Below are 13,374 nucleotides of genomic sequence, written 5' to 3'. Positions count from 1 at the left end.
TCATGCGTGTTTTGCTGCCGTTCCTGGCACTATACCGTCGCCACAGCCTGTTGATCTGCCTGGGCATTGTTTTAGCCATCGTCACCCTGCTAGCCAGCATCGGTCTACTGGCGCTATCTGGCTGGTTCCTTGCCGCGTCAGCCCTGGCTGGGTTGGCGGGTCTATTTACCTTCAACTACATGCTGCCGGCTGCCGGCGTACGCGGTGCCGCAATTTTCCGCACGGCCGGGCGCTACGCCGAGCGTGTTGTCAGCCATGACGCGACCTTCCGCGTGCTGTCCCATCTACGGGTGTTTACCTTTAAAAAGATCCTGCCGCTGTCACCGGGCGGTATTGCCCGTTTCCGTCAGGCCGATCTGCTTAACCGACTGGTCGCCGATGTCGATACGCTGGATCATTTATATCTGCGGGTCATCTCGCCACTGGTCAGTGCCGCCGTGGTGATTGCCGTCGTTACATACGGTCTGAGCTGGTTAGATACGACTCTGGCACTGACGCTGGGCGGTATTCTGCTGCTGCTGCTGTTACTGGTACCCCCGGTATTTTACCGCGCCGGCAAACCCATTGGCGGCCAGTTAACTGCCTTGCGTGGTCAATATCGCACCGATCTGACCGCGTGGCTGCAAGGCCAGGCTGAACTGGTGGTGTTCGGTGCAGTTGATAGCTTCCGCGCTGCCCTGGATACCACAGAACAACACTGGCAGCGTCGCCAATGGCAGCAGGCTTCGCTAGGCGGCATGGCACAGGCGTTAATGATCCTGGCCAGCGGTTTAACGGTCACGCTGTTGCTGTGGCTTACGGCCGCAGGTGTCGGTGGTGACAGCCAGCCCGGCGCATTGATTGCGTTGTTTGTTTTTGCCGCACTGGCCTCGTTTGAAGCACTGATGCCGGTCGCGGGTGCCTTCCAGCATCTGGGGCAAGTGATCGCTTCCGCCACACGCGTGAAACAGGTGATCGACCGAAAACCAGAAATCACGTTCCCAGCCCATGGACCAGCAGCTGAAAGCGGTGCGACACTGAGCCTGCAACAACTCACGTTTACCTACCCCGACCAACCGCTACCGGTGTTGCAGAACGTCACGCTGGAGATTGCCGCCGGTGAACACATTGCACTGCTTGGGCGTACTGGATGCGGTAAATCGACCTTGTTGCAATTGCTGACTCGCGCCTGGGATGCCAATAGCGGGCAAATGCTGCTCAACGGACAACCATTGTGCACGTACGATGAAACGACGCTACGTCAGATGACAACCGTAGTCAGCCAGCGCGTGCATATCTTCAGCGATACACTGCGTGAAAACCTGCGTATTGCTTCGCCTGCTGCAACCGATGAACAGTTGCGCGAAGTACTACAGCAGGTGGGATTGGACAAGTTGCTGGAAAACGAGGGGTTGAACGCCTGGCTTGGGGATGGGGGTCGTCAACTGTCTGGTGGTGAGCAGCGCCGTCTGGGGATTGCCCGCGCGCTGTTGCATCAGGCACCGTTACTGTTGCTCGATGAACCCACCGAAGGTTTGGATGCCGAGACCGAACAGCAGATCCTGGCGCTGCTGCGCCAACACTGTCAGGGTAAAACGCTGATTCTGGTTACTCACCGTCTCTACGGCTTAGAACATCTTGACCGTATCTGCGTGATGGATGGTGGCCGAATTGTCGAGCAAGGTGATCATGCCACGCTGATGGGTTTGCAAGGGCGTTATGCTCGCTTCCGCCAGCGTATCAGTGATATACCTCTGTAAAATGGCCTGTAGAGCACGCTGAGACCTTATATGCGTATTGTTAAGCTGTCACCGCAGTCACTGGTATTTCCCTCTCCTGAGGGCGCTCTGCGCGATCCTAACGGTCTGTTGGCCATTGGCGGTGACCTGACCGCGCCGCGGTTGCTGGCCGCCTATGAACGCGGCATCTTCCCCTGGTTTTCGCCGGGGGAAGCCATTCTGTGGTGGTCACCTGACCCACGCGCGGTGTTGTTCCCTGCCGAACGCCATATCAGCCGTAGTCTGAAACGCTTTCTGCGCAGTGATCCTTTCCGCGTTACGCTCAATCACGACTTTGCGGCAGTCATCGCCGCCTGCGCCGATCGTCCGCAGGAAGGCACCTGGATTGGCCCAGAGGTTCAGCGTGCTTATCTGCACCTGCATCGCCTCGGTTTCGCTCATTCTATCGAAGTCTGGCAGGATGACGTGCTGGTAGGCGGCATGTACGGCGTGGCTCAGGGCGCGCTGTTTTGCGGTGAATCGATGTTCAGCCGTACAACCAACGCATCCAAGTGTGCCCTGATGGCTTTTTGTCAGCATTTTGCCGCTTATGGCGGAGAATTGATTGACTGTCAGGTGCTTAACGCTCACACTGCCACGCTGGGAGCGAAAGAGATCCCCCGACGACAATTTTTGCAGCAGCTCAGTCAACTTCAGCGCAAGCCATTAGCGCCAGAGTGCTGGGCACCGCAAGTGTTACCCCCACAGCAGGTTGAACCACCCTCCCCAACAAACTAATTTTGCGGAAACGGTGCAATGTTCACCGACACTTCTTTACATAATGTGGGTTTTTCGGCATTATCTTGCCGGTTAAAAACTAAGGTAGTTAGACCTAGAGGATTCGATGGCCAAAGAAGACAATATTGAAATGCAGGGCACCGTTCTTGATACGCTGCCGAACACCATGTTCCGCGTTGAATTAGAAAACGGGCACGTGGTAACCGCACATATCTCCGGTAAAATGCGTAAGAACTACATCCGCATCCTGACGGGCGACAAAGTCACTGTAGAGCTGACCCCGTACGACCTGAGCAAAGGCCGCATTGTCTTCCGTAGCCGTTAATCGGCTCACTCGTCGCCAGCCGATGGCGGCACCGAGGATGTAATGCCTCCGGAGCCCTTTCCGTTTACCCCCGTAGCAACGTTCAACATCGAGTTGCAGGAGCGCAGGTAAACTGAGAGGGCTCAATCATTTCTGTTGTGGTGATGATTGCCACCCATAAAAAAAGCGATGCCGAAGCATCGCTTTTTCGTTATCTGGCCCAGGCTTAGTGCACTGCACCTTCATCTGCTTTGCGCATCGATGCGCTGAGGAAGTGGTACGTCAGTTTCTGGTTGTCCTTGTCCAGCTCAACCTTGACTGAACCACCGTCCACCAGCGAGCCGAACAGCAGTTCGTTAGCCAGTGGTTTCTTCAGGTTTTCCTGCATGACACGCGCCATCGGACGCGCGCCCATCGCACGGTCATAGCCTTTCACTGACAGCCAGTCACGCGCTTCGTCGCTCACTTCCAGTGACACACCCTTCGCATCCAGCTGCGCTTGCAGTTCGACGATAAACTTGTCGACAACCTGCTGAATCACCTCAGTCGACAGATGGTTGAACCAGAGAATGTTGTCCAGACGGTTACGGAATTCCGGCGTGAACACTTTTTTGATCTCTTCCATCGCATCGGTGCTGTTGTCCTGCTGAACCAGACCAATCGATTTACGCTCTGTTTCACGCACACCGGCGTTAGTGGTCATCACCAGGATCACGTTGCGGAAATCCGCTTTACGGCCGTTGTTGTCGGTCAGGGTCCCGTTGTCCATGACCTGCAACAGCAGGTTGAACACATCCGGGTGTGCCTTCTCGATTTCGTCCAGCAGCACGACCGAGTGCGGATGCTTAAGCACCGCGTCAGTCAGCAAACCACCCTGATCGTAACCGACATAGCCCGGAGGAGCACCAATCAGGCGGCTAACGGTATGACGTTCCATATACTCGGACATATCAAAACGCAGCAGCTTGATATCCATCGCCTTCGCCAACTGAACCGTCACCTCGGTTTTCCCGACGCCTGTTGGCCCGGCAAACAGGAATGAACCGACAGGTTTGCGATCGTGGCCCAGACCTGCCCGGCTCATTTTGATCGCTTCGGTCAGTGCTTCAATCGCTTGATCCTGCCCGAACACAAGCATTTTCAGACGGTCGCCCAGACTTCTCAATACATCACGATCGCTCGCCGACACGGTTTTTTCCGGGATGCGCGCTATACGTGCTACTACCGATTCAATATCGGCAACGTTGACGGTTTTCTTGCGCTTGCTGATCGGCATTAAGCGGCTGCGAGCACCCGCCTCGTCGATCACGTCAATGGCCTTATCCGGCAAATGACGGTCGTTGATATATTTCACCGACAGCTCAACCGCAGCACGCACCGCTTTCGCGGTATAACGCACGTCATGATGTGCTTCGTACTTGGTTTTCAGGCCATTGATGATCTGGATGGTTTCTTCCGGCGTCGGTTCAGTAATGTCGATCTTCTGGAAGCGACGGGCCAACGCACGGTCTTTTTCAAAGATGTTGCTGAATTCTTGGTAGGTGGTCGAACCGATGACACGGATCTTGCCGCTGGACAGCAGCGGTTTGATCAAATTGGCGGCATCGACCTGCCCACCGGAAGCCGCACCGGCACCGATGATGGTGTGAATTTCATCGATAAACAGAATACTGTTCTTATCCTGCTCCAGCTGTTTCAGTAACGCTTTAAAGCGTTTCTCAAAGTCGCCGCGGTATTTCGTACCCGCCAGCAGCGAACCGATGTCCAGTGAATACAGTGTGCAATCCGCCATCACTTCCGGGACGTCACCCTGCACAATGCGCCAAGCCAGCCCTTCAGCAATCGCGGTTTTGCCCACGCCGGACTCCCCAACCAACAGCGGGTTGTTCTTGCGACGACGGCACAGCACCTGGATAGCACGTTCCAGCTCAGGATCACGGCCAATCAATGGATCAATGCCGCCCACCCGGGCCAGTTGATTGAGGTTGGTGGTGAAGTTTTCCATACGGTCTTCCCCTCCGGACTGCTCTTCATTCACCGGGTTTTCCGCATTTGGCGCTTGGCCCGGCTCGTCTTTACGTGTGCCATGTGAAATGAAATTCACTACGTCAAGACGGCTGACGTCGTGTTTGCGCAGCAGGTAGGCCGCTTGCGACTCCTGCTCGCTGAAAATTGCCACCAGCACGTTGGCGCCGCTAACTTCGCTGCGGCCGGAGGATTGCACATGAAATACCGCACGCTGTAACACGCGCTGGAAGCTGAGCGTCGGCTGTGTGTCGCGCTCTTCTTCGCTGGCGGGCAGCGTTGGCGTGGTTTGTTCGATAAAGGCTTCCAGCTCCTGGCGCAGTGCGGCCAGATCCACTGTGCATGCCTCAAGCGCTTCCCTCGCGGCAGGGTTGCTGAGTAACGCCAGCAACAGGTGCTCCACGGTCATAAACTCGTGTCTGTGCTCACGCGCTCTGGCGAAAGCCATGTTGAGACTGAGTTCCAGTTCTTGATTGAGCATAAGCACCTCCCCAATAGATTGCCTTAATCAGGCTTTTTCCAGCGTACAAAGCAACGGATGCTCGTTCTCCCTTGCATAACGGTTCACATGTACGACTTTGGTTTCCGCCACCTCGGCGGTAAAAACACCACAAATCGCCTTGCCTTGATAGTGGACCGTGAGCATCAGTTGCGTTGCGCGTTCAATATCATAAGAAAAGAACTTTTGCAGAACGTCAATCACAAATTCCATCGGTGTGTAATCGTCGTTGTTAAGTATAACTTTATACATAGACGGCGGTTTTACCGCATCGATTTGTTTTTCTTCGGCTAAGTGTTCAAAATTTAGCCAATCGTTGTTATTGCCCATCGCTGCTCATCTTCTCTGCTCTGTCCTTTAATATGGGGACAGGTTCCGGTTATTCAAAGTGGGGTATCATTACTATTTTACCATCTTCGCCATCATCCCGCCGCACTGGAACGTGCGCTAAAATCTCTGACAAATTGTTACCAAACAATGTCAATATCGTTACCTGCTTCAAACTTTGATGAACTGCTCCTCGCCGACAAAAGCCGATCCCTTGACGTGATGATCATTTGCTCTAGAGTGTAAATTCGTGACCTGGTGGTGTTTTAACCACTTTCAGGCTCATCTGCTACCTGCCGTTGGCGGGTACGAATTCAGTTATTCATCTCACCTAAAAATAGCGTTGCGAGGGATGTAAAAGCATGGAGACGGGTACTGTTAAATGGTTCAACAACGCCAAAGGGTTTGGGTTTATCTGCCCTGAAGGCGGCGGCGAAGACATTTTCGCCCATTATTCTACGATTAAGATGGATGGGTACCGGACGCTGAAGGCTGGCCAGCAGGTCAGTTTTGACGTGCACCAAGGGCCAAAAGGGAACCATGCGAGTCTCATTGTGCCAGTGGAAAACGAGGCGTTGGTTTAAACGCGTCCACAGAGTCAGTCCGAAATACTCCGCTAAAAATGCCAGCCGCTGTATGACTGGCATTTTTTATTATCATGCTATTCGCGGGCCAGCGCGTCAATCGGATTAAGCCGTGCAGCACTGCGTGCGGGCAGATAACCGAATACCACACCAATTGCGGTGGAACACACAAACGCGCTCAGTAACGCCGCTGGTGGGAAACTGATTTGCCACCCTGGCAATACCACCTGAACCAACAGGCCAATGGCGAAGGACAACGTAATCCCCAGCGCACCGCCGACCAGGCACACCAACACAGCTTCAATCAAAAATTGCTGCAACACATCACCGGAACGGGCACCCACTGCCATACGAATCCCGATTTCGCGCGTGCGCTCTGTCACCGACACCAACATGATGTTCATTACGCCGATCCCGCCAACCACCAGTGAAATCACCGCCACCAACGTCAGGAACAGTTGAAGCGTGCGCGTGGTCTTCTCCGCGGTCTGCACCAGACTGTCCATGTTATAGGTGAAAATGTCTTTCTTGCCATGGCGCAACGTCAGCAAACGCGTCAACTGCTGTTCCGCTTCCTGGCTATTGTAGCCCTCGCGAATACGCACGGTGATCGAATCAAAATAGGCGTTGCCCATCAGCCGGTTGGCCATAGTGCTGTAGGGCACCCAAACGTTCAGCGTCTTGCTGCTGCCAAACATCGACTGTTTCTCTTTCGCCACCCCGACGACCGTCGCCGGCATATTACCCACCAAAATCACCTTCCCTACCACATCCTTCTGGTGTGGGAATAATCGGCGCTGGGTATTGGCATCTATCACGACCGTTTGTGAATGCGATTGCACCTGCAGTTGATCAATGCCGGTGCCTTGGGTAAAGGTCATGCCATACACGCGGAAAAACTGTTCACTGACCCCGGTGACATTGGCTGCCACATCGACGTTGCCCAACCGCAGCCGCATACTGCTGGCAATAGTGGGTGACAGCGCACTGACGTAAGGTTGCTCACGCAGTGCAGCAAGATCGTCGTACTTCAGCGCTTGTCGGAAGGTCGGGTCGTCATCCCCAAAATCCTTGCCGGGATAAATGTCGACCGTATTGGTGCCGATAGATTTGATATCCGCCAGTACCATCTGTTTGGCAGCATCACCGATCACCAGGATCGATACCACAGAGGCAATACCGATAATAATGCCCAGCATGGTCAACGCAGTACGCATTTTACTCGCAGCCATCGCTCGCCAAGCCATCACCAATGCCTCGCGAAAACGACCGGCTGTTTGCTGCCAGGACGGTGCTGGCGCAGCCATTTCCAATGGCTTGGCGTTTGGATTGCTCCGTTGATCCGGACACGAATCAGCAATGATCTCCCCGTCACGGATTTCAATCACTCGTTCAGCCTGCTGCGCCACAGCCGGATCGTGGGTTACGATAATCACCGTGTGCCCCTGTTCGCGCAGTTGCTTGAGGATCGTCATTACCTCTTCACCGGAATGGCTATCAAGTGCACCGGTAGGTTCATCTGCCAAAATCACCTGGCCGCCGTTCATCAACGCACGAGCAATACTGACTCGCTGTTGTTGACCGCCTGAAAGCTGGCTCGGACGATAACCAACGCGTTCACTCAGTCCAAGACGTTGCAGCAATGCCACGGCTCTTTCGCGACGCGCCGCCTTACCCAGCCCGGCGTACACAGCCGGTACCTCGACGTTATGTGCTGCACTTAAATGGGGTAATAAATGATAACGCTGGAAGATAAAGCCAAAATGCTCACGCCGCAGCCGGGCCAGCGCGTCACCATTGAGTGTTGCCACGTCTTGCCCCGCCACCCGATACACGCCGGCGCTGGGTTTATCCAGGCAACCCAAAATATTCATCAGCGTCGATTTACCGGAACCAGAAGCGCCCATAATGGCTACCATTTCACCGGCGTCGATGCGTAGACTCACGTTCTTCAGCACCGCCACTGTCTGATCGCCCGACTGATAGCTACGGCTAATGCCGCTCAGTTCTAACAGCGCCATCAGATGGCCTCCACGCCGCCACGGCTGACAATCACCTCATCGCCGATATTCAGCCCACTGAGAATTTGTACGTCAATGTTATTACGCAGGCCAATAGTAACCTCGCGCTTTTCTTCCTTACCTTGCTTCACGATCGAAACATGGTAGCGGTTATCGGCAATTTGATCGCCCAAGGCTGCCAACGGGATCACCAGCGCCTGGTTAACACCTGCCAGCTGAATATGCACCTGTGCGGTCATTTGCAGCCGCAATAACCCTTCCGGATTCGGCACTTCAAAACGCGCATAATAGAAGATAGCGTTATTGACCTTCTCGGGAGTAGGTTGAATGTCTTTCAGCACGCCGTCAAAGCGTCGGTTAGGATCGCCCAGTACAGTAAACCACGCTTTTTGGCCCGGTTTGAGGCTGATAATGTCTGCCTCCGAGACCTGAGCCTTTACCAGCATGGTGCTGAGATCTGCCAAGGTCAGAATGTTCGGTGCCTGCTGAGCAGCAATCACCGTCTGGCCCTGCAGCGTGGTGATCTGTACCACATCACCGTCCATCGGTGCTTCAATGCGGGTAAATGCCAGATTAATCTTTGCCGTGTCCAGGCTAGCCTGATTCTTGGCGATTTGCGCATGGATAGTGCCCACCTGCGCTTTCTTCACCGCTAACTGCGTGGCGGCTTGATCCAAGTCCTGGCGCGATACTGCTTGCAACTTCGCCAACGCCTGGTTGCGTTGCAGCGTTACCGCGGCCAACTGTTGCTCTGCCTGTGCCTGCTGTAACTGGGCATGCAATTCTCGCAGCGTTGCCTCACCCTCGCGGATGCTGTTCTTCGCTTGTTGTGGATCAATCACGCCCAGCAACTGGCCCTTTTTCACCCGGTCGCCAATCTCAACAAACAAGCTTTCTAACTGCCCGCTAACCTGCGCACCCACGTCAACCTTGCGCACTGCATCAAGCTGCCCAGTCGCAAGCACGTTCTGTTGCAGATCGCCCTTGACGACCTTCACTGTTTTAAACTGCGTTGGCGCCGGATGACCAAAGTGCCAGGCCACCATTGCGGCGAGCGCTACCACCACAATCAGCACCATGACCCAGCGTCGCTTATATCCTTTAAACCACGTCAAAATAGGTTCCTGCCTGTTGCAATTCATACTGCCAATAGCGGCAGCGAGGCTAAATTATCACGCACAGTAATGAATAACTAAACCTTAGCTCAACACAATGTGGAGACACCCTTTGTTACATTCAACATTGAACTCCCGTTTAGTGAAGGCTTGGTGAAATAGCGTTATTCAATACAGCCAAGGATTTCATCATGTCTCAGCTCAGCTATCCACTCGTATCTGCACGCCCGCTTAATGGCTTGCAATTGATGACGGCGCTGGCCAATGGCGACAAGGCACCGAGCAAAGCGTGGAAAAAAACATCATTCCGCCTGAAGTTTATCGCCCGTTCATTATTTTGCTGGCGCACCACCAGCGGTTTGCTCAGCACGCTGGCATCAAATCCCCTGTTGGATGAGATCCTGAACGCGCAACCCAATCTACCGTGCAAGTTACACCGCCCGTATCTGGCGGCGAACATGAGCAAAATCGAATGCTTGTTCGCCCTGCGCGATCACTACGATCTCAGCCTGCAACGCATGCCCATGAAGATGTTGCTCGGTCATCTGAACAAACCTTTTGTACTCGCCAGTGCTAGCGGCAAGAGCGGTACAACCGTTTCACTGGAATTGGCGGCCATAGATAATCTGAATAAAGAAGGGGAAGCAACCCTGTTGCTGCGTAACGCCAGTGGCATTATGTTGGCAGAAATCACGTTTGCACTGATGCACTATCAGCAACAGCCTACGCTCTTTATCGGTGGGTTGCAGGGAGCCAATCATCAGGTGCCGCACGCTGAAATCCAGTCGACCACCAAAGAGTGTCACGGGTTGTTCCCGAAACGGCTGGTACTGGAAGGGCTTTGTACTCTGGCACGCCACTTGGGCATTCAGCAAATTGTGGCAGTCGGCAATGCCACACATATCTACCAAAACTGGCGCTATCGCAGTAAAAAGAAAGACAAGCTTCATGCCGATTATGACCAATTCTGGACATCAATGGGCGGCAAGATGCTGGAAAGCGGCTATTTCCTGTTGCCGGAACACGTGGCCCGTAAACCGATCGATGACGTGGCCAGTAAAAAACGCGCCGAATACCGTCGGCGCTATCAACTGTTGGACGAACTGGAACAAGGAATGGCTACACATTTCAGTACCCAATCCCGCTTTGCCGGGGCCTAGTCGGCCCGGCCGCGCGCCAGCCAAATCACGCGTGAGAACATTTTCTTGAGCAGTGGCGGCACCGAGTCGGTGCCACGCTCACCGGCTTGCATCGCCACCTCGATCGCCAGATCAGGTTTTGATGAATGATGTACCGCCTTCAGAATCACTTTACGCATTGGCATTTGGGCATTACTCGGCACTGACGCCACCCGATAATAAACTGCGCTGAAACCTTCCCGGAACATGAAATGTTCCATGTCCGGCGCCGGTAACGCGGTTAGCCGATCACGCTCGTTGTCTTCATGGTTATCCAGCATGCCGCGTACGGTGGCGGCGTATTTTCGCCCCGCTTCATCGCCGTCCACCAACGCATGCCACTCAATACCCATACGTCGGGCAAACCTCAACAGTGGCTTCAAGCCGCACTGGGCAAACTCAATCACCCGCACGCCTTCCGCCTCAAAGTGATAACCACACTGGCGAGCCAGTTCGTTCAGCAACCAGACTTCTGTTTCCCCTTCCACCAGCAACCAACAACGGGCAAACAGTGATGAGGGTCGGTTAAAACGAATATGAAAAGAAATACGCCGCCCGTCCTCCGGGCTTAGCCCACGCGGCCCAAGCCGGTAAGTGGCAACCCGGCCTGATTCACGTACCAACCGACAAACGTGCTCTACCGGTACCAGCGACACCAGTTCGCTGGAGTTGGTGGTGGTGATGCGTTGTAACGGCAGTTGGTTGAGCAACCCCCAGGCCACCGACAACATGATCGGATGCAAGCGGGTTTCCGGATCCTCTACCAGCAACAGCGGTCTCGCATGAGGATCCAACTTGATGCTGCCTTTGGCCTGCAATAACGTAGAAAACATCCCCAGCAGAATCAGTCGCATACTGCGACTATTTGGTTCAGCCACCATGCGGTTGATGCTGTCCAACGAGCGCCATGCCTGTTGATCCTGATCTTGACCCAGCCGCTTCCTGCGCGGGCGCGTCACCTGCGAGCCCTGCTCGGCAAAGTAGTGTTCCAGCAATTGCTGCATTGCCGCCAGCCCCTGGCGAAGTTCGGAATTAGTTAATTTTTGTGGGTTACGCACCAGCTCACGCGTCAGTTGATCCAACTGCTGAGCCAGTGCCTGGTTGTCGGCCGGATGCTCGTCATTCAACGTGCTGGGCCGTAGGCGACGGATAAACCGCGCATCGCGCAGACGTAACACTGGATGGATACGAATAATAGCGTGTGCCAGCTGTTCAATATGATGTAACGGCATCGCGTTACCGTCGGCGTCCAGAAAACCGCGCCAGGTACACACCGTACCGTCGTCGGCCAGTTCACCTTCACAACGGTAATAAATGCGGTTCAGGTTATCGTCACCCTTGACCCAGAGTGGTGACAGATGGCGGTAACGGGGCAAATGCGCATGGCCGATGTCTTTTTCACAGAAGGTAAATACCACCTGTAAATGCCGATCTTTGGCGTCCTCTTCACCAGGTGGAAAGTGAAAATCATGCGCTTCAAAACGGTACAGCTTTGGCTCTGGTGCCAACAGCAGCGTCAGTGCGTCCAGCAGACTGGATTTGCCCCAGGCATTTTCGCCGAGCAGCAGCGTGTTGTCGTCCAGCATCAATGACAGCCGGTTAATGCCGCGGAAACCTACAATCTCGATACGCTCTAAGAACATCTGTCGCCTCCCGTGCGCACTGCCACCGTCCTTAATGGGGTGACCTCCTCAGAGCATGGTCAAAAAACCCCTTGCAGGTCAAGCGGACAACGTCAAATCTGCCGCTTTACTCTAGCCGCTGTTTTGGTTAGCGTGTGGGGCCTCGCCGTTCATCCAGGCGCCCCTCCGAACAAAGGACGCAAGCTTCACCATGTATTCAGGACTGCTGATTATTCTGTTACCGCTGATTGCCGGTTACCTCGTTCCGTTGCGCAGTCGAACGTTACTGCAAACCATCAACCGTCTGCTGAGTTGGATGGTGTACGTGATCCTGTTTTTCATGGGCATCAGCCTGGCGTTCCTGGAGGATCTGAGCAGTAATTTGGTGCTGATATTCCAGTATGCCTCCGTGTTTTTCCTGTGCATTCTTGCCGCCAGTTTGCTGATGCTGATGTTGCTGGAACGCAAAATGCCGTGGCACAACAACCATAAACAGGAAAAATTGCCTTCACGCCTGCATATGGCACTGGAATCACTCAAGTTATGCGGCGTCGTGCTCGGTGGCTTCCTGCTTGGCCTCACACAGTGGCAATGGCTGCAATTTGCCAACAAAGGTAGCGAATATGCATTGATTTTCTTGCTGCTGTTGGTGGGTATTCAACTGCGCAACAGCGGTATGACATTACGCCAAATCGTGCTTAACCGACGCGGCATGATGGTAGCCGTGGTGGTAGTGGTCAGTTCGCTGGCCGGGGGTGCGCTGGCAGCACAACTGCTCGGGTTGCCGATTAAGGCCGGGCTGGCAATGGCGTCCGGTTTTGGTTGGTATTCGCTTTCCGGCATTTTAATCACCGACGCTTACGGCCCGGTACTGGGGAGCGCGGCCTTCTTTAACGATCTGGCGCGTGAACTGATAGCAATAGTGCTGATCCCAACACTGGTACGTCGTAGCCGCTCCTCAGCGCTGGGTCTGTGTGGCGCCACCTCCATGGACTTTACCCTGCCGGTGCTGCAACGCAGCGGGGGTATGGAGATAGTGCCACCGGCCATCGTGCATGGCTTTCTGTTAAGCCTACTGGCACCGATACTTATCGCCCTGTTCTCTTGATCTCTCTCCGGGGGCATTGCCCCCGGAAACCGGAATAATTCCCATCCTCACAGCAAAATTGCGCTAAATCAAACTTGCTCTTGGTTGCATCACAAA

11 protein-coding genes are annotated in these 13,374 nt (G+C 54.3%); 6 read left to right on the top strand and 5 right to left on the bottom strand.

Annotation, left to right across the window (positions count from 1 at the left end; all coding sequences use genetic code 11):
* The first annotated feature begins 2 nt into the window (after window positions 1-2).
* From cydC to infA, 3 genes are all read left to right on the top strand, one after another.
* The gene (gene cydC / locus SGR01S_RS08740; protein ID WP_061807194.1) at window positions 3-1,739 is read left to right on the top strand and encodes a heme ABC transporter ATP-binding protein/permease CydC; all 1,737 of its coding nucleotides are present in this window, start codon (window positions 3-5) and stop codon (window positions 1,737-1,739) included.
* A gap of 30 nt (window positions 1,740-1,769) precedes the next feature.
* Complete coding sequence (gene aat, locus SGR01S_RS08735) at window positions 1,770-2,495, top strand: leucyl/phenylalanyl-tRNA--protein transferase (RefSeq protein WP_037421886.1); 726 nt, start codon at window positions 1,770-1,772, stop codon at window positions 2,493-2,495.
* Between the two features lie 106 nt (window positions 2,496-2,601).
* The gene (gene infA / locus SGR01S_RS08730; RefSeq protein ID WP_002211347.1) at window positions 2,602-2,820 is read left to right on the top strand and encodes a translation initiation factor IF-1; all 219 of its coding nucleotides are present in this window, start codon (window positions 2,602-2,604) and stop codon (window positions 2,818-2,820) included.
* Between the two features lie 205 nt (window positions 2,821-3,025).
* Here infA and clpA read toward each other — a convergent pair whose 3' ends face one another.
* Both clpA and clpS read right to left on the bottom strand, forming a co-directional pair.
* Complete coding sequence (clpA, locus tag SGR01S_RS08725; RefSeq protein ID WP_037421883.1) at window positions 3,026-5,305, bottom strand: ATP-dependent Clp protease ATP-binding subunit ClpA; 2,280 nt, start codon at window positions 5,303-5,305, stop codon at window positions 3,026-3,028.
* Window positions 5,306-5,332: 27 nt separating this feature from the next.
* A complete protein-coding gene (gene clpS / locus SGR01S_RS08720) occupies window positions 5,333-5,653 on the bottom strand; it encodes an ATP-dependent Clp protease adapter ClpS (protein WP_004928347.1) in 321 nt (106 codons plus the stop codon).
* Between the two features lie 359 nt (window positions 5,654-6,012).
* On the opposite strand from clpS, the gene cspD reads away from it, so the two are divergent.
* Window positions 6,013-6,234 (top strand): cold shock-like protein CspD, encoded by a 222-nt coding sequence (gene cspD, locus SGR01S_RS08715; RefSeq protein WP_037421878.1) that lies wholly within the window; start codon window positions 6,013-6,015, stop codon window positions 6,232-6,234.
* Window positions 6,235-6,311: 77 nt separating this feature from the next.
* Here the strand turns inward: cspD and macB are convergent, their stop codons facing one another.
* Both macB and macA read right to left on the bottom strand, forming a co-directional pair.
* The gene (gene macB / locus SGR01S_RS08710) at window positions 6,312-8,258 is read right to left on the bottom strand and encodes a macrolide ABC transporter ATP-binding protein/permease MacB (protein ID WP_061807192.1); all 1,947 of its coding nucleotides are present in this window, start codon (window positions 8,256-8,258) and stop codon (window positions 6,312-6,314) included.
* A complete protein-coding gene (gene macA / locus SGR01S_RS08705) occupies window positions 8,255-9,370 on the bottom strand; it encodes a macrolide transporter subunit MacA (RefSeq protein WP_370452783.1) in 1,116 nt (371 codons plus the stop codon). The genes macB and macA overlap by 4 nt, the downstream gene beginning before the upstream one ends.
* 191 nt (window positions 9,371-9,561) lie before the next feature.
* Between macA and SGR01S_RS08700 the strand changes: the two genes are divergently transcribed.
* Window positions 9,562-10,530 (top strand): VirK/YbjX family protein, encoded by a 969-nt coding sequence (locus SGR01S_RS08700; protein ID WP_037421874.1) that lies wholly within the window; start codon window positions 9,562-9,564, stop codon window positions 10,528-10,530.
* Here the strand turns inward: SGR01S_RS08700 and SGR01S_RS08695 are convergent.
* On the bottom strand, window positions 10,527-12,191 hold the full coding sequence (locus SGR01S_RS08695; RefSeq protein ID WP_037421873.1) for an ATP-dependent endonuclease: 1,665 nt from the start codon (window positions 12,189-12,191) through the stop codon (window positions 10,527-10,529). The two genes, SGR01S_RS08700 and SGR01S_RS08695, sit on opposite strands and share 4 nt — an antisense overlap.
* A 190-nt stretch (window positions 12,192-12,381) precedes the next feature.
* Between SGR01S_RS08695 and SGR01S_RS08690 the strand changes: the two genes are divergently transcribed.
* Window positions 12,382-13,278, top strand: a complete 897-nt coding sequence (locus SGR01S_RS08690) for a LysO family transporter (RefSeq protein WP_037421871.1) — start codon at window positions 12,382-12,384, stop codon at window positions 13,276-13,278.
* Window positions 13,279-13,374: the final 96 nt, after the last annotated feature.

This window comes from Serratia grimesii NBRC 13537 (assembly GCF_001590905.1).
Lineage (GTDB): Bacteria > Pseudomonadota > Gammaproteobacteria > Enterobacterales > Enterobacteriaceae > Serratia > Serratia grimesii.
This window is presented reverse-complemented; position numbering and strand designations above follow the sequence as displayed.

Bases quoted from the DNA above. Each gene is read 5' to 3' on its own strand.
- clpS (WP_004928347.1), bottom strand. From the start codon at position 5,653: ATGGGCAATAACAACGATTGGCTAAATTTTGAACACTTAGCCGAAGAA.
- clpA (WP_037421883.1), bottom strand. From the start codon at position 5,305: ATGCTCAATCAAGAACTGGAACTCAGTCTCAACATGGCTTTCGCCAGA.
- SGR01S_RS08690 (WP_037421871.1), top strand. From the start codon at position 12,382: ATGTATTCAGGACTGCTGATTATTCTGTTACCGCTGATTGCCGGTTAC.
- cydC (WP_061807194.1), top strand. From the start codon at position 3: ATGCGTGTTTTGCTGCCGTTCCTGGCACTATACCGTCGCCACAGCCTG.
- SGR01S_RS08700 (WP_037421874.1), top strand. From the start codon at position 9,562: ATGTCTCAGCTCAGCTATCCACTCGTATCTGCACGCCCGCTTAATGGC.
- SGR01S_RS08695 (WP_037421873.1), bottom strand. From the start codon at position 12,191: ATGTTCTTAGAGCGTATCGAGATTGTAGGTTTCCGCGGCATTAACCGG.
- aat (WP_037421886.1), top strand. From the start codon at position 1,770: ATGCGTATTGTTAAGCTGTCACCGCAGTCACTGGTATTTCCCTCTCCT.
- cspD (WP_037421878.1), top strand. From the start codon at position 6,013: ATGGAGACGGGTACTGTTAAATGGTTCAACAACGCCAAAGGGTTTGGG.
- infA (WP_002211347.1), top strand. From the start codon at position 2,602: ATGGCCAAAGAAGACAATATTGAAATGCAGGGCACCGTTCTTGATACG.